This is a genomic window from Janthinobacterium sp. LPB2021202312-11-4 (assembly GCF_037049705.1).
GTDB lineage: Bacteria > Pseudomonadota > Gammaproteobacteria > Pseudomonadales > Pseudomonadaceae > Aquipseudomonas.
The window spans coordinates 13,346-37,933 of sequence record NZ_JBAGKV010000020.1 but is presented as its reverse complement, the minus strand read 5'-3'; the positions used below and the strand labels follow the sequence as shown (position 1 = coordinate 37,933).

Here is a 24,588-nt window from a genome sequence, read left to right as displayed (position 1 = left end):
GACACCTTGGCCGGTCCGTAAACGTTGTCAGTTCCTCCGGCCATCGTCGGCTCGCGCTCCTTGGCGCCAGCCCCTGATGAGCAAAAATAATTCAAAGAACAGTGGAGCGGCCATGCAACAGATCAGATCGCAAGTGACGGAGCGCGACGGCTTGTTTGAGCTCGAAGCCGGCACCGACGTCCTCGACAGTCCCCGTTACAACCACGACATGGCACCGACCAAGGTGCACGAACGAACCTGGAACAAATGGCACATCACCGCGCTGTGGATCGGCATGTCGATCTGCGTGCCCACCTACACCCTCGGCGGCGTGCTCACCGCGTACTTCGGCCTGACGGTCGGCGAAGCGCTGCTGGCGATTCTGTTTGCCAACATCATCGTGCTGATCCCGCTGACCTTGAACGCCTTCGCCGGCACCAAGTACGGCATTCCGTTCCCGGTGTTGCTGCGTTCGTCCTTCGGCATCCTTGGTTCGAACGTGCCGTGCCTGATCCGGGCGCTGGTGGCGTGTGGCTGGTTCGGCATTCAGACGATGTTCGGCGGGCTGGCGATTCACCTGTTTCTGGGCTCGGTGTTCGACGGCTGGAAAGCCCTCGGCGGAACCGGTGAAGTCATTGGCTTCATGGTGTTCTGGGCGTTGAACCTGTGGGTGGTGATCCGGGGGGCCGAGTCGATCAAATGGCTGGAAACCCTGTCCGCGCCGCTATTGGTGGCGGTGGGTGTCGGGTTGTTGGTGTGGGCGATGCCCAATGTGTCGATGACCGAGTTGCTGGCGATCCCGGCCAAACGTCCGGAAGGGGCGAGTGTGGTCAGTTACTTCGCCGCCGGGCTGACCGCGATGGTCGGGTTCTGGGCCACGTTGTCCCTGAACATTCCGGACTTCAGCCGCTACGCCAAAAGCCAGAAGGATCAGATCGTCGGGCAGATCATCGGCCTGCCGCTGACCATGTTCCTGTTCGCCTCCCTCGGCGTGGTGATGACCGCCGCGTCGGTGAAACTGGTGGGCGTGACCGTCTCCGATCCGGTCACGCTGATCGGGCATATTCAGAGCCCGGTCTGGGTCGCGGTGGCGATGGCGCTGATCATCATCGCCACGCTGTCCACCAACACGGCGGCGAACATCGTTTCACCGACCAATGACTTCCAGAACATTGCTCCCAAGCACATCAACCGGACCAAAGCGGTGTTGCTGACCGGTGTGGTCGGGTTGCTGCTGATGGCCCATGAACTGCTGAAAAAACTCGGGCTGATCGTCTCTGACCTGAGCCTGGAAACCGTCTACTCCAACTGGCTGCTGGGGTATTCCAGCCTGCTCGGGCCGATCGCCGGGATCATGGTGGTGGACTATTTCCTGATCAAGAAACAGCAACTGGATCTGGCCGGGCTCTACCGCGATGACGTTTACCCGGCGTGGAACTGGTTCGGGTTTATCGCATTTGGCGTGCCGGTGGTGCTGACCTTGCTGTCGCTGGGTAGCGATGCGTTTAGCTGGTTCTACAGCTACGGCTGGTTTACCGGCTCGGCGCTGGGTGGGGTGATTTATTACGGGTTGTGCTCGATGCGCCCGAGCCCATCCGTTGTGAAGTCTTCGGTGTGAGTGCCGGCCTCTTCGCGAGCAAGCTTTGCTCCTACAGAGGAGCGGCGCAAACCTGTAGGAGCAAAGCTTGCTCGCGAAGGCGGCCTCAAAAACGCCGATGAAACACCTGATAACACTGATAAGAACAGCCTGAGCGGTGTGAGGGAGGGCCTCTTCGCGGGCAAGCCTCGCTCCTACATGGGGCAGCGCGAACCTGTAGGAGCGAGGCTTGCCCGCGAAGACCGCCGCATAAACACCAAAGAAATGCCTGAAGAAACTCATAAGAACAGCCTGAGGAGATCCCCATGAACGCGGCCGTAGACGTTCTGCAATCCACCCATCAGCACATCAACCGCGACCGCTTGTGGCAGTCGCTCATGGAACTGGCCAAGCTCGGCGCCACGGTCAAGGGTGGCGTCTGTCGTCTGGCCCTGACCGACCTCGACCGCCAGGCCCGGGACATTTTCGTCAATTGGTGCGAAGAGGCGGGCTGCACCGTGACCGTCGACGGCATCGGCAACATCTTCGCCCGTCGCCCCGGTCGCAATCCAAACCTGCCGCCCGTGATGACCGGCAGCCACATCGACACCCAACCCACCGGCGGCAAATTCGACGGCTGCTTTGGCGTGCTCGCCGGGGTCGAAGTGCTGCGTACGCTGAATGATCTGGGTGTGGAAACCGAAGCGCCACTGGAAGTGGTGGTCTGGACCAACGAAGAAGGCTCGCGCTTTCCTCCATGCATGATGGGCTCCGGGGTGTTCGCGGAAAAATTCACCCTCGAAGAAACCCTGGCCAAGGTCGATGCCGAGGGCTTGACCGTCGGTGAAGCGCTGAACGCCATCGGTTACGCCGGGCCACGCAACGTCACCGGCCACGCGGTCGGCGCCTATTTCGAGGCGCACATCGAGCAAGGCCCGATCCTCGAAGACGAACACAAAACCATCGGCATCGTCATGGGCGCCCTTGGCCAGAAATGGTTCGACCTGAAACTGCGCGGCGTCGAAGCCCACGCCGGCCCGACCCCAATGCACCTGCGCAAAGATGCGCTGGTCGGCGCGGCGGTCATCGTCGGTGCCGTCAACCGCGCCGCCCTCGGCCATCAACCCCACGCCTGCGCCACCGTCGGTTGCCTGCAAGCCTACCCGGGCTCGCGCAACGTCATCCCCGGCGAAGTGCGCATGACCCTCGACTTCCGGCACCTGGAGCCGGCACGCCTGGATTCGATGATCGCTGAAGTGCGCGAAGTCATCGAAACCACCTGCGAGGAACATGGCCTGACCTTCGAACTGACCCCCACCGCCGACTTCCCGCCGCTGTACTTCGACAAGGGCTGCGTCGAAGCGGTACGCGGCGCCGCTCAAGGGTTGGGCTTGTCGCACATGGACATCGTCAGCGGGGCAGGGCATGACGCGATCTTCCTCGCCGAACTCGGACCGGCCGGGATGATTTTCGTGCCTTGCGAAGGCGGGATCAGCCACAACGAAATCGAAAACGCTGCGCCGGATGATCTGGCGGCCGGGTGTGCGGTGTTGTTGCGGGCGATGCTGGCGGCGTCGGCGGCGATTGCCAATGGTCAATTGGCGGCTTGAGTAAAACCTGTCGATTGTTCACGCCGCGAAGGTCCGTGAACAATCGACCGCTCAGCGGTTTTCCTTGATCTCGTAGGTGTGCTGAATATTGAAGAACCCGCGCGGTGCCTGCTGGGTGCCCAACTGCTGGTAATACGGATACCAATATTTGGCCATGATCCACAGGTATTCCGGGCACGCCGCCCGGGATTCCAACCCCGGCGTCACGTCAAACTGCGCGGTGTTGAACACCGCTTCGAGCATGCTCGCCGAGGGCATGCCGATGCCGTCATGAATCGGGTTGGGCGTGCGGTCGGCGCCCCAGGCAAAAGCCAGCCAGCGCAGGATGTGTTCCAGGCTGTCGACCGGGGAACGTGAATGCTTGAAGCGTTCAATGGACTCACGAATGGTCTGTTGCGCCACCGGCAGCGCAATGACGCAGACGTTTTGCCAGTGCGCGGCATCGGCAAAATGGCTCAGGGGCTGCTCTACCACGCCGTTGCGTTTGGTCGCGAATTCGGCCTGTTCCGGCTGGAACAGCGGCACGTGAATCGCCGTGGTTTTCGCTGCCGACCTCGGCGCCACGTTGATAAACGCCGCTTCCGACCAATACGAGGGCAGCAGGTCGTTACGCAAGTGCGACTGGGCCACCCGCAGACGAAACGCGAGGATGTCGATGGCGCCGAACAACGCGATGAACGACCAGGCTTTCGGGTCCAGGTCGAGCTTTTGAATCGCCCGCAAAATCCACGCGTCATTGCTTTCCTGCTTGGTGCGTTTCAACGATGTGAAAGCCGGGTTTTTGTCCTTTGCCGAAGAGTTGCGCGCGTGCGCCATGGCAGATCTCCTGTCGGATCGATTCAATAAAAACGTAAAAGGTAATTAGCGGTGGACTTGGGCTGCTTGAGTCGGCTGTCGAGGCTGACACCGAAAAAGGTCACTTTCATGTCCAGGCCAAACCCTGAGCGGGTGAACTGCAACACGGCAATCTGATTGCCGTTGCACTGGAAATAGTTGTCCTGGGTGGTGCGCGACACGGTGAAGCTATTGTGGCTGCCGAATTTGCTGGTCAGGTCCTTTTCTTCCGGGGCGGCGGGGTAGCCGGGCCAGTCCTTGCCGTGCAGTTTGTCCAGGCCAATATCGATCAGGGATGAGCGCGGAATCATGGTCGACGGCGAGCAAATCACCTCGTACAGCATCGGCGTCGGTTGCGAACCGTGGCGCGCCGCACAGACGCGGCTCCAGTGCACATCGCCGGTCAGGAACACCACCGGAATACCCTGGCTGGCCAGTCGTTCGAGCTGCACTTCGATCAGTTCGAATTGCTGATAGTTGGCCAGGTCGGCATCGACATACTTCTTGCTGAAATCCCCGGGCGGCTTGGTAAACATCGGTTGGCCGGCTGACAACACGCCGATTTTTGGCGCGTTGTTCTGCTTGGCCAGGATCAGGTCATCGGCCCAGTGTTGCAGGGCCATCGCCGCGTCGTCGGGCATCAGCCGGTTGAAACTGTCGTCGCGCCGGGTGCGGGTGTCGAGCATCAGAATGATCAGCGGATCGACTTCAATGCGCTGGAACCCGGGAATATCCTGCGGCGTTTTCGCTGGGCCGCCCAACTGGAACCCGGCGTACAGGTCCATGGCGGTGTTGGACCAGTCGTCCTTGTCGACGAAGGCCAGCGGCGGCAGTTGAAACTGGTCCAGCGGGTAGTTGTTCCAGAATTCATGGTCATCGGGAATGCAGGCAGTCGGCGCGGTTCGCAGCACCGATTGCAAACCACCGGTGCCCAAGGTGTCGGAGCACCAGTTCTTGTAATACTTCTGGCCGATCAGCTTCTGCACGCCATCCAGGGTGAAGCGCCAGGACGGGATCACCGGCACGTCCAGGTAAACCTGATCGCCGACCATCAGGCTCAGGTGTGGCTTGAAGCCTGAAGGCAGTTGCGCGACGGCGTTTTCCAGGGCTTTGTCATCGCCGTTGGGTTGGTAATAGCAGGAGGTCAGCAGAATATTCAGCGGCGCGCCGTCGGCAGGCACTGCATCGGGTTGGGAAACAAAGGCCAAGCTGTATTCCACGCCGTTGGCGACGATACGGAAACAGTGATTGATGCCGGCGCCGAGCCGGGCAAAGGTGAACACGCCTTGGTGGTTAAGCGGTTTGTCGGCGGCGTTTTTGACTCCGTCGTCAAGTGGATAGAGTTTTTCGTCAGGCGCGGGTTGGGCTGAGGCCTGTAATGCCGGCGTCGTGCCCAGGAAAAACGTCGGCAGCGCGGGGTTGTCGATGCCGAACACACCCACCCAGAGCTGCACGGTGCCTTTTCTCGTGGGGGCGCTGATCAGCGGGCGAGCGACCAGAATCATCGACTGTCTCCTTTACCTGCCTGGGTTTCCATACAAAGTCAGGGCCGGACACTGCTTGAAGTCGGGCGGGGGTGTCCATCAACTTTAGTACAGAGTGGGAGCGTTGGGGCGCCGAAAAGATCGCAGCCTTCGCCAACGCCAACGCCAACGCCCACAGGCGCGTAGGAGCTGCCGAAGGCTGCGATCTTTTTCGCGTACCCGAAACATCACGAAAAAGCTTCGACCGACGACGAAACCGGTATCGACTAACGTTCGTCTGCCAACACATTTCAAGGAGGGCAAAGGAATGCCTGTCGCTGCAAATGGATGTCGCCTGCGCAAGGCGCGTATCTCTGAATCCGGGCGTATCTACCTGCTGACCGCCGTCACTGAACAACGTCAACCGGTGTTCACAGATTGGCGACTGGGACGGCTTTTGGTCGATCAACTGCGCCAGGCCAATGAAGCGGCGACGGTCACCTCAATGGCCTGGGTCGTGATGCCGGATCACTTGCATTGGTTGGTGGAGCTGCATCGCGGCACGTTGGCCGAGTTGATGTGCCGCATCAAATCCAGGAGCAGTCGATCAATCAATCTTTTGCGTGGCGACCAGGGCCGACTGTGGCAACGAGGTTATTACGACCGGGCGTTGCGTCGGGAGGACGATATCAAGGGTGCTGCGCGGTACATCGTCATGAATCCGTTGCGTGCGGGGTTGGTGGAGCGGGTTGGGGATTATCCATTGTGGGATGCGATTTGGGTTTGAACCGTAAGATCAAAAGATCGCAGCCTTCGGCAGCTCCTACAGGGTTTGAGCAAATTTCAAGGTTGCATGCGGTCACCGTAGGAGCTGCCGAAGGCTGCGATCTTTTGATCTTCAGCCTCTCGAAAAACCTTGTGGTGAATGACCTTTCCTACACGGTAAGTCCGAGGCTACATCGCCTTGCGCCTTTACCTACACCTACGCCAGAATCCGCCGGCTTTTGCGCCTTGTACCGGGTCTTTATCATTTCCGGGTCGCTGAATGTTCAGCGATCGGGTTTAGCGACCCGACTAGAAAGCGCGCAAAGCTCCAAACCTGATTGCATACTTTTTATGTGCAATTTGCGTTATGGCGGCTGTGCGCGGGAGACCTTCGGGTCTACCGGGTGCCTTCTACCGGTTCGCTAACCTGCGTACAGCCGCCACCTTGACTTGTTAGCGACAAGCTACGGTGGCTCCACTTAGAAGGAGCTCCACCATGTTCAAAGACTCACCCAATCCCCCCCCGCAACCCCAGCCCATTCTTCTTCATGGCGCCTGACATCAAGACCGAAACCGCGCTGGCCCACGCTTGCGAATCACTCGCCTCAGCCAGCGTCATGGCCAGCGATCTGGCAGGTTTTCTGGCATACCCTCACCGCAACGCCCTGCTCGGCATCGCACAAGTCATCATGCTCGGCGAGTTGGCGGTGAACCGGGCGCTGGACAATCTCGACCCACCATAAGCGGCGGCCTGCTGGCCGTTTTTTTGTGGACTGACAAAGACTTCAGTCAAGCGCTGCACCTGTGGCAAGTCCCCTCGCCACAGGGACTGTATTCGCACGTTCGTAATCCCCTGCGGTCGTACTCTTCACAGGGTGCTGAAAGAGCACCGTCGTATTTTTGTGGAGACCCAATGAGCCAGGACGTCCTGACCACCGAAACCAATCGTCGCCAGTTGCAGCAGATCATCGCCGGGTTGTCCGACGGGGTGATTCTGCTGGAGCTCGACCAGACCATTCTCTGGGCCAATGACGCCGCGCTGGCGATGCACGGTGTCAGCCGGATCGGCGAGTTGGGCGCCAATGCCCAGGAGTACGCCAAGCGGTTTGCCTTGCGCTACCGCAACAATCACGCGGTGCCGGCGGACAATTACCCGATCAACCGTATCGCCCGGGGGGAAGTCTTCAGCGATGTGTTGGTGGAAGTGACCCCGGCCGACGACGAAGAGCGTATGTGGGTTCACAGCGTGCGCAGCATGCAATTGGCCGACAGCGCCGGCGCGCCGGAATCCCTGGTGCTGATCATGAATGACGTCACCGAATGGGCCAGCGCCGAGCAGCGTTTCGAGAAAACCTTCAATGCCAACCCGGCGCCGGCGGTGATCTGTCGGCTCAGCGATTTGCGTTACATCAAGGTCAATCCGGGCTTTCTGGAAATGACCGGTTACACCCGTGACCAGGTCATCGGCGTGTCGACCTATGAGCTGGATATTCTCGAAGGCGCAGAGAAGAAAGATCTGGCGATCGAGCGCCTGCGTGAACACGCGACGATTCCGCAAATGCAGGCCGAACTGAAACTGGCCGGGGGCGGCAGTAAACAAGTGATCGTCGCCGGGCAACCCCTGGAGCTCAACGAAGAAGATTGCATGCTGTTTTCCTTCGTCGATATGGAGCCCCGGCACAAGGTCGAGCTGGCGCTGCGCCAGAGCGAGGAGCGTTTCGCCAAGGCCTTTCGCCTGACGCCGGTGCCGACGCTGGTGTGCAGCGCCGAGAGCCAAGTGGTGATCGACGTCAACGAGGCCTTCCTGGAAACCCTCGCGTACCCCAGCGAAGAGGTGCTCGGCAAAACCGTGACGGAGATCGACTTTATCGATGACAAGGGCACGCGCTCGCGGCTGTTTGCGGCGCTGGAGAAGGTCGGTCGACTGGATCGCGTCGATGTCCGGTTGCGCAAGAAGGGCGCCGAGATGATTGAGTGCACCGTCTCGGCCGACACCGTGAACATTCAGGACAGCCCGTGCTATCTGCTGGTGTTCATGGACATCACCGAGCGCAAACGTACCGAACTGGAACTGGTGTCGGCGATTGAAGAGGTGATGAAAGACGCCTCCTGGTTCAGTCGCACCCTGATCGAAAAACTCGCCAACGTGAAAAGCGTCAACTCGCCGAAATTGCCCAGTGTGTCCTTTACCGACCTGACGGCCCGGGAGCGCGATGTGCTCGGGCTGATCTGCGAAGGTCTGGCTGACAAGGAGATCGCCGCGCGCCTGAAACTGGCGCTGAACACGGTGCGAAATCATGTGTCGACGGTGTATTCCAAGCTTGATGTGCACAGTCGCAGCGAGGCGATTGTGTGGGCGCGAGAGCGTGGTTTGTTCTCCAGTGAATGGCGACCGAAGGGCCAGCGTTAAGGTGCAAATGCACTAGGCGTGAGGGTGCAAATGGAGGTTCTGGCCGGGTGTGGCAGTTCTTAATCTGTGAGGGTGCGGTAGCGGTCTTCGGGTCGCTATCGCGTCCTCTTCGATACAGCTAAAGGAACAGCCACATGGGTTACGAACAGTTCATCAATGCGTCCGATTTTGCATTGTCGGTCGGGTGAGTCGGGATGATTTATCTGACGAAATTGCGTACTCAGCTGGAACAGAGTTTTTCGCCTCTGGCCTGTGATTGCGCGGTTACCGGCGACAACTCCTTGACGATCAAGCTCTATCACCCGGTGTCGGGGCAGGTGGATCTGGTGGTCAGCGGGTTGAATGTGGCAAACCTCAGAACCCCGGAGTCGGTCGCGGCGTTGATCGAGGAACTGCGTTACGAGCTTGAGAGCAACAGTCTGCATCAGCGTGAAACGGATGCTCGCAGCTGATCCCAAGCCGATCATTTGTAGGAGCACGGCTTGCCGGCGATAGCGATATTGAAGACGCCATCGCCGGCAAGCCGTGCTCCTACAGTGCTCTTAACTGTCATTTTCGGGTAGCTGGGCTATAAAGAATGCGTGGTACTCATTTTCTGTGACCGGGTCCGCGGCTGCGCGGTGATGTTTTCGAGTCGCGGAAACACGTCGATCAGCCACCGCAGGCCAGCTTATGAACAGTCTTGGGAAACGCCTTTCTATGCCACTGTCGCTCGCATTTTGCGCGCTGATATTAAGTGGTTGCGCCAGTCCTCCACCTCCGCCACCCATTACCCCGCCGCCTCCACCTGAACGTACCTGCCAAAGCCTGGATAAAACCGATGTGATGGGCGACATGCGTGCCGACGGTCAGGTGACTCGGGTCACGACCACCACCCGTTGCGTCACTCAGTAACGCGAGCGACGCCGTCGTTGAAGCCCCGTGTCGAGAAAATTGTGCTGGTGGCCGATCTGGTCGGCACCGCCGTGTTCGCCGTTGAAGGCGCGATCAGTGCCATGCGCAGCAACCTCGACCTGCTCGGGGTGATGGTGATTGCCTTCATCGTCGCCCTCGGTGGTGGCGTGACTCGGGACCTATTGATCGGCGCGACGCCACCCAATGCCGTGGCCGACTGGCGCTACCCGGCCCTGGCGTTTGCCATGGGCGGGGTCGCGTTTGTCTTTCATGAGCAGGTGTTGGGCTGGTCCGGTTCGACGTTGATTGTGCTGGATGCGGCGGGGCTGGCGCTGTTCGCCGTGGCCGGGGCGCAGAAGGCATTGAATTTCGGGATCTCGTCGTTTGTCGCGACCCTGATGGGCACCATCACCGGAGTCGGTGGCGGGGTGCTGCGCGATATCGTGTTGGCGCGGGTGCCGGTGGTGTTGCAGGAAGACTTGTACGCCAGTTCGGCGTTTGTCGGCGCGGCGGTGCTGATCATCGGGCGGCGTTGCGGCGTACCGCCCGTGGCCGCCGCGCTGTTAGCCGGCGCGGCGTGCCTGATGTTGCGTTTGCTGTCAGTAAATTACGGCTGGCAGTTGCCGAAAGTCATGGGCGGTTGAAGTTAGACCTCCTCAAGCCTGACCCAGCGTGATTCGTTGGCCGCCAACCGAATGGCCGTCGCCAGCCGTTCGACTTCCCAGGCCTGTTCGAAATCCGTCCCGCCCTGACTGAGCCCGGCCAACGCCAGCACCAGGTCATGCACCTCCAGGGTCTTGAGTTCGTTGTAACCCAGTTGGTGCCCGGCCGCCGGACTGAACGCCGCATACCCCGGCAAGTTCGGCCCCGCCAGCAAGCGCTGGAAACCCTCCTGCCCGACACGAAACAGGCGCAACTCATTCAAGCGTTCCTGATCGAAGGCGAGGGTGCCTTTTGTGCCGCTGATCTCGAAACTCAGGTGATTTTTGTAGCCGTGCTTGAGCCAACTGCTGCTGAACGTGCCCCGGGCGCCATTGGCAAACCGCAGCAGCGCATGAACCTGATCGTCCACGGCGATGCGGCGTTGCTCGTGGCTGCCAGCGGTGGCGGGGCGCTGCGGGTGAACGGTTTGGGTGTCGGCGCACACCGCTTGGACATCCCCCACCAGATAGCGAGCCATCGCCAGCAGGTGACTGCCCAGGTCCGCCAACGCGCCGCCGGCATGCTCGGCCTCGCAACGCCACGACCACGGCGACGTGGGGTCGGCCATGAAGTCTTCGCTGAACTCACCCTGGAAGCTGATGAGCTCGCCCAGTTCACCGTTCTGGATCAGCTCGCGGGCCAGGCCAATCATCGGGTTGTGCTGATAGTTGTAACCGACCCGCGTCACCACACCCGCCGCTTTGGCCGCCAGACGCATGGCATTCGCCTGCTCCAGGCTCACCGCCAAGGGCTTTTCGCAATACACCGGTTTGCCGGCGGCGAGGGCGGCCATGGCCATGGGGTAGTGCAGGTGATTGGGCGTGGTAATGGCGATCAGGTTGACCTTCGGGTCGTCGATCAGTTGCTGCCAGTCCGTGTGGGCGCTGTCGAAACCCCAAGCCTCGGCACACTGCCGGGCGCGCTGCGGATCGGCGTCGGCCAGTGCAGCAAGCTTGAGTTTCAGGGGCAACTCAAAAACCGCGCTGACATTACGAAACGCCAAGGCATGGGCACGGCCCATGAAACCTGTGCCGATGAGTCCGATACCGAGTTCGCGCATAGCCGGGGTCCTTTTGGATTTTTGTTTTCAGGAGGGCTATTTATGGAATAAATATTCCCAAATAGCAATCCATGGAATAAATATTCACAAAGCGCGGATACCCTTCGTAGGAGCTGCCGAAGGCTGCGATCTTTTGCCTTTGGCGTCTCCGAAATCGACAAAAAATCAAGATCAAAAGATCAAGATCAACAGATCGCAGCCTTCGGCAGCTCCTACGTGGGGAAAGCAAAAAGGCAGCCCTGGGGCTGCCTTTTGCACATCGAGCGAATCAACTCAGGACAGGAACCCCCCATCCACATTCAACGAAACCCCAGTCGTGTAGCTGGATGCATCACTGGCGAGATAAAGCACCGCCCCCGCCATTTCACTCGGGTCCGCTACCCGCTTCAGCGGAATCTGCTGCAACGCAGTCTTCAGAATCGCATCGTTCTTCACCAGCGCCGAGGCAAACTTGGTGTCGGTCAGGCCCGGCAGCAGGGCGTTGCAGCGGATGCCGAACTGCGCGCATTCCTTGGCGAAGACTTTGGTCATGTTGATGACCGCCGCTTTGGTCACCGAGTAGATGCCCTGGAAGATCCCCGGCGAGATGCCGTTGATCGAGGCCACGTTGATGATGCTGCCGCCGCCGTTGTCGCGCATCAGCTTGCCGGCTTCCACCGACATGAAGAAGTAGCCACGGATGTTCACGTCGACGGTTTTCTGGAACGCGCTGAGGTCGGTGTCCAGTACGTTGCAGAACTGCGGGTTGGTCGCGGCGTTGTTGACCAGGATGTCCAGGCGTCCGAACTGTTCGCGGATGGCGGCGAAGACTTGGGTGATCTGTTCCATTTCGCCGATGTGGCAGGCGATGGCGGTGGCTTTGCCGCCGGCGGCGATGATCGCGTCGGCCACGTGTTGGCAGCCATCGAGTTTGCGGCTCGAAACGATCACATGGGCGCCTTGCTGGGCCAGCAGTTTGGCGATGGCTTCACCGATGCCACGGCTGGCGCCGGAGACGAAAGCGATCTTGCCGTCGAGGTCGAACAACTGAGTCTTGGACATGGGATTCTCTTATGGAAAGTCTTATTAGAAGGCCTGATCAGAGGCTGGATTTCGAAATGACCTGCAAGCTCATCTGCTCCAGCAACTTGTTCATGTGAATGAACTGCGCGAAGCGTTTGTCCTGGGTCTGACCATGGAAGAAACGGTAGTAGATCTGCTGGACGATGCCGGCCAGGCGGAACAGGCCGTAGGTGTAGTAGAAGTCGAAATTGTCGATCTGGATGCCGGCGCGCTCGGCGTAGTAATCGACGAATTCGCGGCGGGTCAGCATACCCGGCGCGTGGCTCGGTTGACGGCGCATCAGTTGCACAGGCGCCGGGTCGCCGGCCTCGATCCAGTAGGCCAGGGTGTTGCCCAAATCCATCAGCGGATCGCCGAGGGTGGTCAGTTCCCAGTCGAGCACGCCGATGATCTGCATCGGGTTGTTCGGGTCGAGGATCACGTTGTCGAAACGGTAGTCGTTGTGGACGATGCTCGACGTCGGGTGGTCGGCCGGCATCTTGTCGTTGAGCCAGGCCTTGACCGCTTCCCACTGCGGCGCATCGGGGGTCAGGGCCTTCTCGTAGCGTTCGCTCCAGCCTTTGATCTGGCGTGCCACATAACCTTCGGGTTTACCGAGGTCGGCCAGGCCACAGGCCTTGTAGTCGACTTGGTGCAGTTCGACGAACTTGTCGATGAAGCTTTTGCACAGCGCTTCGGTCTTGGCCGAATCCAGGCCCAGCTCCGGCGGCAGTTCCGCGCGCAGGATGATGCCGTTGACCCGCTCCATCACATAGAACTCGGCGCCGATCACCGATTCGTCGGTGCAGTGCACGTAGGCTTTGGGGCAGTACGGGAAGCCGTCCTTGAGCTGATTGAGAATGCGGAATTCGCGGCCCATGTCGTGAGCGGACTTGGCCTTGTGGCCAAACGGCGGGCGACGCAGGACGAATTCCTGCTCGGGGTATTCCAGCAAGTAAGTGAGGTTTGACGCACCGCCCGGAAACTGGCTGATCTGCGGCAAGCCGCTGAGGCCCGGAATGTGGGCCTTGAGGTAGGGATCGATCAGGCTGGCATCGAGTTCTTCGCCGGAGCGGATACGGGTGGACTGGTCAGTAAGCGCCATGCTTATCCCTTCTGCTTATTCTGGAGGCCTGAGACTATTGGCTAATCTAATGCGCGCACCCGACACCCACAACCACCAGCGGCCCTTATAGGTGAGCGTGTTGCCGGGCAATCATTGCTTTTGATACACCTGTTTGAATGACCGTCATTAAACCGCTTTGCCCACGGGCGGCGGCAGGGCAATCGGCGTCAATACGGGCCTGCCGGCAAAGAAGGCCACCAGGTTTTTGCCCACCAGTTCGACGGTGCCCTGGGTCGCCTCCGGGGACAGCCCGGCGACATGGGGGGTCAGGACCACGTTAGTCAACGTCTTGAGGGCATCGGGCACCTTGGGCTCGTGGTCGTACACGTCGAGGGCGGCGCCGCCGATCCGGCGTTGTTCCAGCGCATTGATCAGGTCAGCAGTCACCACCACGCTGGCCCGGGCGATGTTGACCAGGAAGCCTTTGGGGCCCAGCGCGTCCAACACTTGCCGGGTGATCAGGTGTTGGGTGCCGAGTCCGCCGGGGGTGGCGACGATCAGAAAGTCTGACGCCCGGGCCAGTTCCGTCGGGGTCGAGCAGTAGCTGTAGGGCACGTCGCTGCGGTGTTGGCGGTTGTGGTAACTCACGCTCATGTCAAAACCGTTGGCCGCGCGTTTGGCGATGGCCATGCCGACCGCCCCGAGCCCGAGAATGCCCAGGCGTTTGCCGGCCAGGGACGGGCGCATGATTTTCGGCCATTCACCGCGCCGCACCGCCGCATCGGCCCGGGGAATGTCGCGCACCAGCGACAGCAGCAGCGCCATGGCGTGGTCGGCCACCGAAGAGGCGTTGACCCCGGCGCCGTTGGTCACACTGATGCCACGGTCGCTGGCGGCTTGCAGATCAACGTGTTCGTAACCGGCGCCGATCACGCAGATGATTTTCAGCGCGGGCAGGGCGGCGATTTCTTCGGCATACAAACCCAGCGGGCCGCGTGTCAGCACGGCGTCGATGCGCCCGCCGTGAGTGGCGATGGCTTGGGCGCGTTCGGCAGGGGTCGGGGCCAGGATCAGGTGAAAGCCCTGGTGTTCAAGAATCGGCAGGTAGTCATTGATGGTTTCAACCAATACCAGAACGGTTGCGGTCATGCTGGGCTCCTGTGGGCATTGGAATGTCGGGGCGCGAAAGTCGTTTCAGATTGCTGATTCCAGAGCTGTTTGGCAATCACCAAAGATCATAGGCCATAGGCCGCACACCGTAGGAGCTGCCGCAGGCTGCGATCTGTTGATCTTGATCTTCGGGCGCCTTCAATGACGCTGAAAGATCGCAGCCTTCGGCAGCTCCTACGGGAGCTTGTTTGTCATTCAGAAGGTGGCGTCGGCGGTATTCACGACCCTGGCGAACGCCCCGTTCAACGTCGCGTTATGGTGCGCGATGATTGCCCGGGCCGGCAGCGCAGGGGTGTCCATGCAGGTATGGGCATCGGCGATCAGCACGGGGTTGAACCCCAGGTCGGCGGCGGCCCGGCAGGTGGCGTCGATGCAGTATTGGGTTTTCATGCCGACGATAAACAGTTCGTTGATCCCGTTGGCCCGCAGTTGCTCCGCCAGCGTCGTGCCGTAAAAGGCATTGGGTTTGCGTTTGTCGAACAGGATGTCGGCGCTGGCGTTCAGTTCCAGGGCGGGCAGCAACTGCCAAAAAGCACTCCCGGCCTCTATGGGCGAACCTTGAGGGCCGGTGTGGCGAACCGCATAGATCGGCACTTTGCGCCCTCGGGCACGGCCAATGAGCTGCTGGATATTCGCCACTATTCGCTCGCCGTCATGGGGCGCGTCCGGGCCGTTAAACAGGCCAACCTGCATATCGATGATCAAAAGTGCCGATGACATAGGTGTTTCTCCGTGAAGTGCCGAACGGACGGGAGAAACAACAAGGCCCCGTCCATTGCTGGCGGGGCCTTGGGTTTACTGCGCTGGGTTTATATCAGCCAGCCACCCCACGACCCGCCGGAAGCGGTCGTGGTGGTGCGGGTGAGGTTCAGCGCAGAAATGTTCATGGGGCCGATCATGCGGTGGGTGCCTCGGGCTTGTCAACGCCGCTGTCCGCCGTCAGAAAGGCTCGTGCCGCGTCGAGGATTTCATCGGACAAGGCATCCCCCCGAGTGGCGCGGGCCAGGGTCAGGGCGCCGACCATCAGCGAGTATTCAACCAGTGCCTGCCGCCGGTCACGCTCGGCATCACCTGTACTGACCAACGATCCGTAAGACTTCAGAAGCTTGTTCAGACCGTCCATGAAGGTCTGGCGCAAGCCGCTATCGGCTGCTTCGTGGCACATGTCCCCGGCAAAAGCGACCACTGGGCAGCTATCGCCGGGATTGTCACGGCTGGCGGCAGACAGATACGGCTCGATCAGGGAATGACGGGCCGCGTCCGGGTCGTCGTGCTCGGCGATCCTGCTTTTCCAGCGTTCTGCCGACTGCTCGAATGCCCGTCCACCGGCCTCTCGGGCCAAGGCTTCCTTGGACTCGAAGTGGCCGTAGAAGCCACCATGGGTCAGACCGGCGGCGCCCATTACATCGACGACGCTGATCCCATGCAGGCCGCGCTCGCGAAACAGCCGCGTAGCCGCCTCGACGATGATTTCGCGGTTGAGGTCGGCTTGCTTGCGGGAGACTCGGGGCATCAGCGGCTCACAGGTATAAAGGAAGGGGTTAGCTGGCGTACTGGGCAATCCCGTTGCCGAACGACCAGTTCTCTTTTTTCACTTCCACCAGATTAATGAAAACGTCTTCCAGGCGCACGGCCAGTTCACTGTTCAGGCTTTCGGCGATGGTTTTGTAGAGCAGTTTTTTCTGCTCCAGGGTGCGGCCTTCATTGAGTGTTATCTGGATCACCACCAGATGGTCGGTGCGCTGGATACCGAGGTATTCGGCGTCGAAAATGAAATGCTGCTCATCGTGCTCCGCCAGAATCTGGAAATTATCGTGTTCCGGTACGCCAATGGCACTGCGCATGGCTGCGTAGATCAACTGACCGACGCGTTTGGCGAACGTCGGGTCCTGATGTTTTTTGATGTCAACGCGAACCAGTGGCATGGGATGACTCCAGGCAAAATAGGGGTGCATCTAAAATACATGATGATTAACCTTTATCAAGCTTCTAATTTTGCCTGGCAGACGAACAGCATGATCTCGAGGCTAAGATGATCCCCTGTGGGAGATTGCTCGAAGGGGTCACTCTGCGTCATTCGATATTGATGTTGACTGACACGCCGCCGTCGCGAGCAAGCCCGCTCCCACAGGGGGATGTGGCGCTTTTGCCATCTGATCCGCATAACCACTCCTCAGCTAAGTCTTTGCTTCTGTTCATTAATCCCGGACAATCGCGCCCCTGTTTCGGCCAGGGCGCTGCCTGTCGGGTTTTTCCGACTCGTCCTGGTCGGGTAGCAACTGACCGGAATGCGGAGATCCCACCGGATGAATGATCAGGCCAATAGCGTCGACGAACGCTATGTAGCGGCGGCACCAGCGACTCTTGAGAGCTGGAATCGCCATGACACCACCTGGATGCTGGGCCTGTTTGGCACGGCGATCGGGGCGGGGACGTTGTTTTTGCCGATCAACGCGGGCCTGGGCGGTTTCTGGCCGTTGATGATCCTGGCGGTGCTGGCATTCCCCATGACGTTCTACGCCCACCGTGGCCTGACTCGCTTCGTATTGTCCGGACGCGAAGGCGCGGACATCACCGAAGTGGTGGAAGAACACTTCGGCATCAAGGCCGGTGCGCTGATCACCTTGCTGTACTTCTTCGCGATCTTCCCGATCCTGCTGATCTATAGCGTGGCGCTGACCAACACCGTGGGCAGTTTCCTGGAAAATCAACTGCACATCCTGCCGCCACCTCGGGCGATTCTGTCGTTGCTGCTGATCGTCGGCCTGTTGGCGTTGGTGCGCTGCGGCGAGCAGGTGATCGTCAAAGCCATGAGCCTGATGGTGTACCCGTTCATCGTCGCGTTGCTGTTTCTGGCGGTGTACCTGATTCCGCACTGGAATGGCGGCATCCTCAGCACCGCATCGACCCTGCCTGAGCCGTCGGCACTGCTGCACACCTTGTGGCTGGCGATTCCGGTGATGGTGTTCTCGTTTAACCATTCGCCGATCATTTCGGCGTTCGCCGTGGACCAGAAGCGTCGCTACGGTGAACACGCCGAAGAGCGCAGCTCGCAGATCCTGTCCCGCGCCCACGCCTTGATGGTGGTGATGGTGCTGTTCTTCGTGTTCAGTTGCGTGTTGACCCTGTCCCCGGCGCAACTGGCCGAGGCCAAGGCACAGAACCTGTCGATCCTGTCGTACCTGGCCAACCATTTCAGCAACCCGACCATCGCGTTCGCGGCGCCGTTGATTGCGTTCGTGGCGATTTCCAAGTCGTTCCTGGGCCACTACATCGGCGCCAGCGAAGGCTTGAAAGGGCTGATCATCAAGAGCGGCAAACGCCCGTCGCCTAAAGCCCTGGACCGCATCACCGCAGCGTTCATGCTGGTGGTGTGCTGGATCGTCGCGACCCTGAACCCGAGCATCCTCGACATGATCACCACCCTCGGTGGCCCGGTCATCGCAGCGATCCTGTTCCTGATGCCGATGTACGCGATCCGCAAGGTGCCCGCGATGGCGCGTTATCGCGGTCAGGCGTCCAACGTCTTTGTGACGGCGGTGGGGCTGGTGGCGATTTCGGCGTTGATTTATTCGCTCACAGCTTAAGGTCAAAAGATCGCAGCCTGGGGCAGCTCCTACACTGGCTGCCCATCATCCCTGCAGGAGCTGCCGCAGGCTGTGATCTTTTGATTCTCAAGGCACAAAAAGCGCCGCTCCTTGCAAAGGGAGCGGCGTTTTTTATTGCCTGCGCCCGTCATCTGACCCAGAGCACACATCCAACCGGATAAACGGCTAACCTAGAGCCTTCATTGACGCGTCGTAGACGGCCTGTTGATCTTTCTCTGGAGACGTTTCATGGCGCGTGCGCAACCCCAAGCCGATACGCCTAACCAGTGGCAAGACTTGCTGGCCGGGTTGTCGATTGCCGGTTTGTTGTTACCCGAGGCGGTGGCCTATTCGAGCATCGCCGCAGTGCCGCCCCAGGCCGGGGTCATTGCGCTGTTTGCCGGGTTGCTGTGCTACGCGTTGTTGGGCACCAGCCGCTTTGCCATCGTCTCGGCGACCTCGTCCTCAGCGGCGGTACTGGCCGCCGCCACGGGCGCCCTGGCCAGTGGTGATCCGACCCTGCGCATGACCCTGGCCATCGGCCTGGTGCTGGTTACCGGCGGGTTTTTCCTGCTGGCCGGGCTGCTGAAACTTGGCAGCGTCACCTCGTTTATCGCCAAACCGGTGCTGCGCGGCTTTGCGTTTGGCCTGGCGGTGACGATCATCCTCAAGCAGGTGGCGAGTGCCGTCGACGTGCACCTGAGCAACGGCAACCTGATCCGTTTCGTCCCGCAATTGCTGGAGCAGTGGCCGCAGTGGAATCGCGTCGGTTTACTGGTCGCGGCGGTGGCGCTGCTGGTGTTGTGCCTGTGTGCGCGGTTTCGGCGGGTGCCTGGCGGCTTGCTGGTGGTGGCGCTCGGCATCGCCGCCAGCCAATGGCTGGACCTGCCCGCTTACGGCGTGAAGCTGATCGGCGTGATCGACCTGAGCCTCGAAGTGCCACGGCTGCCGGTGTTGCCGTTTGCCGACTGGTTGCGGCTGGGGGAACTGGCGTTTGCCATGGTGATGATCCTGTATGCCGAGTCCTACGGCTCGATCAGCTCCTTTGCGCTTAAACATGGCGACCGGGTGTCGTCGAACCGCGACCTGCTGGCCCTCGGTGCGGCGAATCTGCTGTCCGGCCTGTTCCATGGCATGCCGGCGGGCGCCGGTTATTCCGCGACGTCGGCCAATGAAGCGGCGGGGGCGAATTCACGTTTGGCCGGGGTGGTCGCGGCGCTCGTGGTGTTGCTGATTGTCCTGACTGTTTTGCCCTACATCGCCCTGACCCCCGAACCGGTATTGGCCGCGATCGTCATTCATGCGTTGGCGCGGGGCTTGAGCTTGCAACCGCTGGGCCGCTATTTCATCTGGCGCCGGGACCGGGTGCTGGTGATCTGCGCGGTGGCGGCGGTGCTGGTATTGGGCGTGCTGGACGGCTTGCTGGTGGCCGTGGCGATCAGCGTGGTGTTGATGCTCAAGCAGATGTCTTCGGCGGATATCCAGGTGTTGGGACAAATGGATGGCGGTCACGATTACGTCGATCTGCAACGCCACCCGGATGCGCAGGCCATCCCGGGTGTGCTGATCGTGCGGCCCAGCGAGGCGCTGTTTTTCGCCAACGTGGAACGCATTCTGGGCGGCGCACTGCGCCTGGCCCGGCATGCACAGCCGCCGGTGCATACGATTATTCTCAGTCTCGAAGAGTCGCCCGATCTGGACGGCACCAGCATCGAAGCCCTGGAAGGGTTCTTTTTGCAGGTGCGGGCGCTGGACAAGTTGCTGATCCTGGCGCGGCTCAAGCATGAGGCCAAAGCGGTGCTCTCGATGTTGCCGACTCAGGAGCTGGAGCAGGTGATTCTCAGCGGTTTGAGCGTCGATGGCGCGGTACAACAAGCCCTCAGGCCAAACCCATAACCCACATTTGATCTTCATACAGGCATAAAAAAACGCCGCCCATCTCGCGATGGGCGGCGTTTTCTATTGCGTTGCAGCGTTAGGCTTGAACGACCGGAATGTTGGCGTTCGCAGCAGCTTCACGGAACTCGGCAATCTGGTCGAAGGACAGGTAGCGGTAAACATCGGCCGCCATGCTGTCGATCTTGCCAGCGTATTCCATGTACTCCTCGACGGTCGGCAGGCGACCCAGGATGGACGCAACGGACGCCAACTCAGCCGAAGCCAGGTAAACGTTCGCGCCGTCACCCAGACGGTTCGGGAAGTTACGGGTCGATGTCGACACAACTGTCGAGTTCGGCTCTACACGTGCCTGGTTACCCATGCACAGCGAGCAACCCGGCATTTCCATGCGAGCGCCAGCCTTGCCGTAGATGCCGTAGTAGCCTTCTTCGGTCAGTTGGTGAGCGTCCATTTTGGTCGGCGGCGACAGCCACAGACGGGTTGGCAGCTGACCTTTGACCTGATCCAGCAACTTGCCGGCCGCGCGGAAGTGACCGATGTTGGTCATGCACGAACCGATGAACACTTCGTCGATCTTCTCGCCAGCAACGCTGGACAGCAGACGGGCATCGTCCGGGTCGTTTGGCGCGCAGAGCACAGGCTCTTTGATGTCGGCCAGGTCGATTTCGATGACTTCGGCGTATTCGGCGTCAGCATCGGCAACCATCAGCTCAGGGTTGGCAACCCAGGCTTCCATCGCTTGGGCACGACGTTCCAGGGTACGCGCATCGCCGTAGCCTTCGCCGATCATCCAGCGCAGCAGGGTGATGTTGGAGTTCAGGTACTCGGTGATCGACTCTTTCGACAGCTTGATGGTGCAACCGGCAGCCGAACGTTCCGCCGAGGCGTCGGACAGCTCGAAAGCTTGCTCGATGCTCAGGTTGTCCAGGCCTTCGATTTCCAGGATGCGGCCGGAGAAGGCGTTCTTCTTGCCTTTCTTCTCGACGGTCAGCAGGCCAGCCTGAATCGCGAAGTAAGGAATGGCGTGAACCAGGTCACGCAGGGTAACGCCCGGTTGCATCTTGCCTTTGAAGCGCACCAGGATCGATTCCGGCATGTCCAGCGGCATAACGCCAGTGGCTGCGGCGAACGCGACCAGACCGGAACCGGCCGGGAACGAAATGCCCATCGGGAAACGGGTGTGGGAGTCACCACCGGTACCGACGGTGTCCGGCAGCAGCATGCGGTTCAACCACGAGTGGATGATGCCGTCGCCCGGACGCAGGGAAACGCCGCCGCGGGTCATGATGAAATCTGGCAGGGTGTGGTGGGTGGTCACGTCGATCGGCTTAGGGTAAGCCGCGGTGTGGCAGAAGGACTGCATTACCAGATCGGTCGAGAAGCCCAGGCACGCCAGGTCTTTGAGTTCGTCACGGGTCATAGGACCGGTGGTGTCCTGGGAACCGACGGTGGTCATCTTCGGTTCGCAGTAGGTGCCAGGACGAACGCCTTTGCCTTCCGGCAGACCGCACGCCTTGCCAACCATTTTCTGTGCCAGGGTGAAACCCTTGCCAGTGTCGACAGGTGCTTCAGGCAGTTTGAACAGGTCGGTTGGGCCCAGGCCCAGCTCGGCGCGAGCCTTGTCGGTCAGGCCGCGACCGATGATCAGCGGGATACGGCCGCCAGCACGAACTTCGTCCAACAGCACCGGGGTCTTCATTTCGAAGGTGGTCAGGACTTCGTCGGTGCCGTGTTTGCAGACTTTGCCAGCATGCGGGTACAGGTCGATCACGTCGCCCATGTGCATGTTGGAAACGTCGAACTCGATTGGCAGTGCGCCGGCATCTTCCATGGTGTTGTAGAAGATTGGAGCGATTTTGCTGCCGAAGCAGAAACCGCCGGCACGCTTGTTCGGAACGTGAGGAACGTCGTCACCGAAGAACCACAGCACCGAGTTGGTTGCCGATTTACGCGACGAACCGGTACCGACCACGTCACCGACGTAGGCGATCGGGAAGCCTTGACCGCGCATTTCTTCGATCTGCTTCATCGGGCCGGTCACGCCTTGGACGTCAGGCACGATGCCTTCACGGGCCATTTTCAGCATGGCCAGGGCGTGCAGCGGGATGTCCGGGCGGGACCAGGCATCCGGGGCAGGGGACAGGTCGTCGGTGTTGGTTTCGCCGGTGACCTTGAACACGCGCAGGCTGATCTTGTCGGCCAGGGTCGGACGGTTGCGGAACCACTCGCCGTCAGCCCAGGACTGGATCACGCCTTTGGCGTGTTCGTTGCCGTTGCGGGCTTTTTCCGCGACGTCGTGGAACGCATCGAACATCAGCAGGGTGTGCTTGAGTTGAGCGGCGGCGACTGGGGCCAGTTCGGCGCTGTCGAGCAGGTCAACCAGGGTCACGATGTTGTAGCCGCCCTGCATGGTGCCGAGCAGTTCAACCGCGCGTTTCTTGTCGATCAGAGGGGAGGTCGCTTCGCCTTTGGCCAGGGCAGACAGGAAACCGGCCTTTACATAGGCTGCTTCGTCCACGCCAGGTGGAATGCGATTGGTGATCAGGTCAACGAGGAAAGCTTCTTCGCCAGCCGGGGGATTCTTCAGCAGCTCGACCAGGCCTGCAGTTTGTTCGGCGTTAAGCGGCTGGGGAACGATACCCAGTGCTGCACGCTCTTCGATATGTTTGCGGTAGGCTTCAAGCACAGTTATTACCCTCATCAGTGGTCCCAAATGGGTGTCCGGGACGCTCATCCCGAAATTGCCGTACTCATGCGCTGCGTGGCGTTGTGGGCCACTTAGCCAGAATTACCGGCAATTCCTTACAGAAGCTGCTTTCAAAGTTTTACGCCTGCAGAACGGGGAGCTGATGAGGGTTGGCGTCGAGCTTTTCCCCGCTGGAAAAACCCTTCGCCAACACCGCTCTGTAGGAACGACTGTGCTCGTGACGCTTTGAAAACAGCTTCTAACGGACATTGGCGCCTTAAAAGGCTGGCTGATTCTACGGCAAAAAAAAATTAAAGGTAAGTTAGCCCCTCAAGATTGAGGGGTGATCAATGTTAGACAAAGGGCTAACATGCCGACCTGTTCTGCTTTCCCGTGTTTTGCCTACCTATGCCCAATCAGACCATCAAGACCCCCTGCGTCGGCCTCTGCTCCACCGTTTACGGTGACCTGGTGTGCCGTGGCTGCAAGCGTTTCCACCACGAAGTGATCAACTGGAACGGTTACAACGAGGAAGAAAAGCGGGCGGTGTGGTTGCGTCTTGAGCAACTGCTGTCCCAGGTGATGGCCAGCAAACTGGAAATTTTCGACCCGCAGCGCCTGCGTTTGCAGCTTGAACAGCGCAAGATCCGCTTTGTGCCGCATCAGTCGGAATATTGCTGGGCCTACCAGTTGATCGCTCGCGGGGCGCGGGTCATCAACAATCTGGAGGCGTATGGGATGGTGTTGATGCCGGAGTTTCGCGACTGGAACCTGCCGGAATTGCGCGATGCCATTGATCGGGAATTCTTTTTGCTGTCGGAAGCGCATTACCAGCGCTATATCGCGCCGGGGTTCCTTAAGGACGCCTTTGGTGGCTGATTATTAAAGTCAAAAGATCGCAGGCTTCGCCAGCTCCTACAGATTGAACGCAATCCCACGTAGGAGCTGCCGAAGGCTGCGATCTTTTGATCTTGCTTTAATGCCGCGTCACAACCTCTTCCAGATGATCAATGATCTCATCCGGCTTGAGCACCAGCACATCGCTCTCCACCGCATCCAGCACCACTTCCGCCGTGTTGCCGATCAACGCCCCGGACAACCCGGTCCGCGCCACGGTGCCGATCACCGTCACCGCCACCCCCAACTTGTGCACCATGTGCGGAATCAGTACATCCGCCGGGCCTTCCTCGATGTGCAGGTGTTCGTCGTCGATGTCGAATTCGGCCTGGAACGCTTTGCACTGCTCGCGATACTTGGCCTCGATGGTCTCCCGTAGCTGAAACACCGGGTCGGCCGACGACAGCATCGGCGACGGATGCGCGCTGATCACATGCAACTGGGCCTTGGCCAGGCTGGCGATGTCGTAACCGTGATCGACAATGCACGCATGCAGCGTGCGGTGTTCGCCATCGGTGTTGCCGACGTCGATGGCCGCCAGAATGACCCCGCCGGTCCATGGCTTCGAGGTTTTCACCAGCAGCACCGGGGTTGGGCAGTAGCGCAGCAGTTTCCAGTCGGCCGGGGTCAGCAGGGCCTTTTTCAGCGGGCTGTCGGGGTAATGCTGTTTGATCACCAGCCCGCAGCCTTCGGCCTGCTGCACGTCGACGATGGTTTCGTGCAGGGTTTCGTTCCAGGCTTGCTCGGTGGTGACGCTGTAGCCGTCCTCCAGCAGCGAGGCCTTGAGCACGGCCAACATGCCGCTGTGATCATGCTTTTTATCGCAGACCAGCAAATGCAGGTGCGCCTGGGTAACGCCCGCAATCAGCTTGGCGCGCTTGAGCGCCAGACTTTCCGAGTGTTCGGGTTCGATGACCACCAGAATGCTGCGAATGGCTTGCATGATCGG

General features: G+C 60.2%; 21 protein-coding genes. 10 read left to right on the top strand and 11 right to left on the bottom strand.

Annotated features, from left to right (window positions below):
• Window positions 1-112 precede the first annotated feature (112 nt).
• Window positions 113-1,597, top strand: a complete 1,485-nt coding sequence (locus V5E99_RS20635; RefSeq protein WP_499804102.1) for an NCS1 family nucleobase:cation symporter-1 — start codon at window positions 113-115, stop codon at window positions 1,595-1,597.
• Window positions 1,598-1,881: 284 nt separating this feature from the next.
• Window positions 1,882-3,165: a Zn-dependent hydrolase gene (locus V5E99_RS20630; RefSeq protein ID WP_499804101.1), complete on the top strand. Its 1,284-nt coding sequence runs from the start codon at window positions 1,882-1,884 to the stop codon at window positions 3,163-3,165.
• A gap of 51 nt (window positions 3,166-3,216) precedes the next feature.
• Here the strand turns inward: V5E99_RS20630 and V5E99_RS20625 are convergent, their stop codons facing one another.
• Both V5E99_RS20625 and V5E99_RS20620 read right to left on the bottom strand, forming a co-directional pair.
• Window positions 3,217-3,981 carry a hypothetical protein gene (locus tag V5E99_RS20625; protein WP_499804100.1) on the bottom strand — a complete coding sequence of 255 codons (765 nt, stop codon included), beginning with the start codon at window positions 3,979-3,981 and terminating at the stop codon, window positions 3,217-3,219.
• A gap of 23 nt (window positions 3,982-4,004) precedes the next feature.
• Window positions 4,005-5,504, bottom strand: a complete 1,500-nt coding sequence (locus V5E99_RS20620; protein WP_499804099.1) for a metallophosphoesterase family protein — start codon at window positions 5,502-5,504, stop codon at window positions 4,005-4,007.
• Window positions 5,505-5,790: 286 nt separating this feature from the next.
• Here V5E99_RS20620 and V5E99_RS20615 point away from each other — a divergent pair, with 286 nt between their 5' ends.
• The 5 genes from V5E99_RS20615 (at window position 5,791) to V5E99_RS20595 (ending at window position 10,175) form a co-directional block, all read left to right on the top strand.
• The gene (locus tag V5E99_RS20615; RefSeq protein WP_499804098.1) at window positions 5,791-6,249 is read left to right on the top strand and encodes an REP-associated tyrosine transposase; all 459 of its coding nucleotides are present in this window, start codon (window positions 5,791-5,793) and stop codon (window positions 6,247-6,249) included.
• 526 nt (window positions 6,250-6,775) lie between these two features.
• Entirely contained in the window at window positions 6,776-6,970 is a 195-nt protein-coding gene (locus V5E99_RS20610) for a DUF6124 family protein (RefSeq protein WP_499804097.1), read from the top strand.
• Window positions 6,971-7,140: 170 nt separating this feature from the next.
• A complete protein-coding gene (locus V5E99_RS20605) occupies window positions 7,141-8,637 on the top strand; it encodes a helix-turn-helix transcriptional regulator (protein WP_499804096.1) in 1,497 nt (498 codons plus the stop codon).
• A gap of 194 nt (window positions 8,638-8,831) precedes the next feature.
• Window positions 8,832-9,089 carry a DUF1652 domain-containing protein gene (locus V5E99_RS20600; RefSeq protein WP_499804095.1) on the top strand — a complete coding sequence of 86 codons (258 nt, stop codon included), beginning with the start codon at window positions 8,832-8,834 and terminating at the stop codon, window positions 9,087-9,089.
• 459 nt (window positions 9,090-9,548) lie between these two features.
• Window positions 9,549-10,175, top strand: coding sequence for a trimeric intracellular cation channel family protein (locus V5E99_RS20595; RefSeq protein ID WP_499804094.1), 627 nt, complete (start codon window positions 9,549-9,551; stop codon window positions 10,173-10,175).
• A 2-nt stretch (window positions 10,176-10,177) separates the two neighbouring features.
• Here V5E99_RS20595 and V5E99_RS20590 read toward each other — a convergent pair whose 3' ends face one another.
• The 7 genes from V5E99_RS20590 to V5E99_RS20560 form a co-directional block, all read right to left on the bottom strand.
• The gene (locus V5E99_RS20590; RefSeq protein ID WP_499804093.1) at window positions 10,178-11,293 is read right to left on the bottom strand and encodes a Gfo/Idh/MocA family protein; all 1,116 of its coding nucleotides are present in this window, start codon (window positions 11,291-11,293) and stop codon (window positions 10,178-10,180) included.
• 273 nt (window positions 11,294-11,566) lie between these two features.
• Entirely contained in the window at window positions 11,567-12,334 is a 768-nt protein-coding gene (locus tag V5E99_RS20585; protein ID WP_054047414.1) for an SDR family oxidoreductase, read from the bottom strand.
• A 37-nt stretch (window positions 12,335-12,371) separates the two neighbouring features.
• The gene (locus V5E99_RS20580; RefSeq protein WP_499804092.1) at window positions 12,372-13,439 is read right to left on the bottom strand and encodes a phosphotransferase family protein; all 1,068 of its coding nucleotides are present in this window, start codon (window positions 13,437-13,439) and stop codon (window positions 12,372-12,374) included.
• Between the two features lie 147 nt (window positions 13,440-13,586).
• Window positions 13,587-14,549 (bottom strand): 2-hydroxyacid dehydrogenase, encoded by a 963-nt coding sequence (locus V5E99_RS20575; protein WP_499804091.1) that lies wholly within the window; start codon window positions 14,547-14,549, stop codon window positions 13,587-13,589.
• A gap of 216 nt (window positions 14,550-14,765) precedes the next feature.
• Complete coding sequence (locus V5E99_RS20570; RefSeq protein ID WP_499804090.1) at window positions 14,766-15,290, bottom strand: cysteine hydrolase family protein; 525 nt, start codon at window positions 15,288-15,290, stop codon at window positions 14,766-14,768.
• 175 nt (window positions 15,291-15,465) lie between these two features.
• Window positions 15,466-16,083, bottom strand: coding sequence for a TetR/AcrR family transcriptional regulator (locus V5E99_RS20565; protein ID WP_499804089.1), 618 nt, complete (start codon window positions 16,081-16,083; stop codon window positions 15,466-15,468).
• A 28-nt stretch (window positions 16,084-16,111) separates the two neighbouring features.
• A complete protein-coding gene (locus V5E99_RS20560; protein ID WP_499804088.1) occupies window positions 16,112-16,495 on the bottom strand; it encodes a tautomerase family protein in 384 nt (127 codons plus the stop codon).
• Window positions 16,496-16,876: 381 nt separating this feature from the next.
• Between V5E99_RS20560 and V5E99_RS20555 the strand changes: the two genes are divergently transcribed.
• Complete coding sequence (locus tag V5E99_RS20555) at window positions 16,877-18,157, top strand: serine/threonine transporter (protein WP_499804087.1); 1,281 nt, start codon at window positions 16,877-16,879, stop codon at window positions 18,155-18,157.
• Window positions 18,158-18,406: 249 nt separating this feature from the next.
• Window positions 18,407-20,053, top strand: a complete 1,647-nt coding sequence (locus tag V5E99_RS20550) for a SulP family inorganic anion transporter (protein ID WP_499804086.1) — start codon at window positions 18,407-18,409, stop codon at window positions 20,051-20,053.
• Window positions 20,054-20,132: 79 nt separating this feature from the next.
• Here V5E99_RS20550 and acnB read toward each other — a convergent pair whose 3' ends face one another.
• A complete protein-coding gene (gene acnB / locus V5E99_RS20545) occupies window positions 20,133-22,742 on the bottom strand; it encodes a bifunctional aconitate hydratase 2/2-methylisocitrate dehydratase (protein WP_499804183.1) in 2,610 nt (869 codons plus the stop codon).
• Window positions 22,743-23,150: 408 nt separating this feature from the next.
• Here acnB and V5E99_RS20540 point away from each other — a divergent pair, with 408 nt between their 5' ends.
• Window positions 23,151-23,621: a DUF1289 domain-containing protein gene (locus tag V5E99_RS20540; RefSeq protein WP_010459705.1), complete on the top strand. Its 471-nt coding sequence runs from the start codon at window positions 23,151-23,153 to the stop codon at window positions 23,619-23,621.
• 97 nt (window positions 23,622-23,718) lie between these two features.
• Here the strand turns inward: V5E99_RS20540 and uspL are convergent, their stop codons facing one another.
• Entirely contained in the window at window positions 23,719-24,582 is an 864-nt protein-coding gene (gene uspL, locus V5E99_RS20535) for a universal stress protein UspL (protein ID WP_499804085.1), read from the bottom strand.
• Between the last annotated feature and the right edge of the window lie 6 nt (window positions 24,583-24,588).

Bases quoted from the DNA above. Each gene is read 5' to 3' on its own strand.
- V5E99_RS20570 (WP_499804090.1), bottom strand. From the start codon at position 15,290: ATGTCATCGGCACTTTTGATCATCGATATGCAGGTTGGCCTGTTTAAC.
- V5E99_RS20585 (WP_054047414.1), bottom strand. From the start codon at position 12,334: ATGTCCAAGACTCAGTTGTTCGACCTCGACGGCAAGATCGCTTTCGTC.
- V5E99_RS20575 (WP_499804091.1), bottom strand. From the start codon at position 14,549: ATGACCGCAACCGTTCTGGTATTGGTTGAAACCATCAATGACTACCTG.
- V5E99_RS20580 (WP_499804092.1), bottom strand. From the start codon at position 13,439: ATGGCGCTTACTGACCAGTCCACCCGTATCCGCTCCGGCGAAGAACTC.
- V5E99_RS20600 (WP_499804095.1), top strand. From the start codon at position 8,832: ATGATTTATCTGACGAAATTGCGTACTCAGCTGGAACAGAGTTTTTCG.
- V5E99_RS20540 (WP_010459705.1), top strand. From the start codon at position 23,151: ATGCCCAATCAGACCATCAAGACCCCCTGCGTCGGCCTCTGCTCCACC.
- V5E99_RS20605 (WP_499804096.1), top strand. From the start codon at position 7,141: ATGAGCCAGGACGTCCTGACCACCGAAACCAATCGTCGCCAGTTGCAG.
- V5E99_RS20560 (WP_499804088.1), bottom strand. From the start codon at position 16,495: ATGCCACTGGTTCGCGTTGACATCAAAAAACATCAGGACCCGACGTTC.
- V5E99_RS20620 (WP_499804099.1), bottom strand. From the start codon at position 5,504: ATGATTCTGGTCGCTCGCCCGCTGATCAGCGCCCCCACGAGAAAAGGC.
- V5E99_RS20565 (WP_499804089.1), bottom strand. From the start codon at position 16,083: ATGCCCCGAGTCTCCCGCAAGCAAGCCGACCTCAACCGCGAAATCATC.
- V5E99_RS20550 (WP_499804086.1), top strand. From the start codon at position 18,407: ATGGCGCGTGCGCAACCCCAAGCCGATACGCCTAACCAGTGGCAAGAC.
- uspL (WP_499804085.1), bottom strand. From the start codon at position 24,582: ATGCAAGCCATTCGCAGCATTCTGGTGGTCATCGAACCCGAACACTCG.
- V5E99_RS20610 (WP_499804097.1), top strand. From the start codon at position 6,776: ATGGCGCCTGACATCAAGACCGAAACCGCGCTGGCCCACGCTTGCGAA.
- V5E99_RS20630 (WP_499804101.1), top strand. From the start codon at position 1,882: ATGAACGCGGCCGTAGACGTTCTGCAATCCACCCATCAGCACATCAAC.
- V5E99_RS20590 (WP_499804093.1), bottom strand. From the start codon at position 11,293: ATGCGCGAACTCGGTATCGGACTCATCGGCACAGGTTTCATGGGCCGT.
- V5E99_RS20635 (WP_499804102.1), top strand. From the start codon at position 113: ATGCAACAGATCAGATCGCAAGTGACGGAGCGCGACGGCTTGTTTGAG.
- V5E99_RS20555 (WP_499804087.1), top strand. From the start codon at position 16,877: ATGAATGATCAGGCCAATAGCGTCGACGAACGCTATGTAGCGGCGGCA.
- V5E99_RS20615 (WP_499804098.1), top strand. From the start codon at position 5,791: ATGCCTGTCGCTGCAAATGGATGTCGCCTGCGCAAGGCGCGTATCTCT.
- V5E99_RS20625 (WP_499804100.1), bottom strand. From the start codon at position 3,981: ATGGCGCACGCGCGCAACTCTTCGGCAAAGGACAAAAACCCGGCTTTC.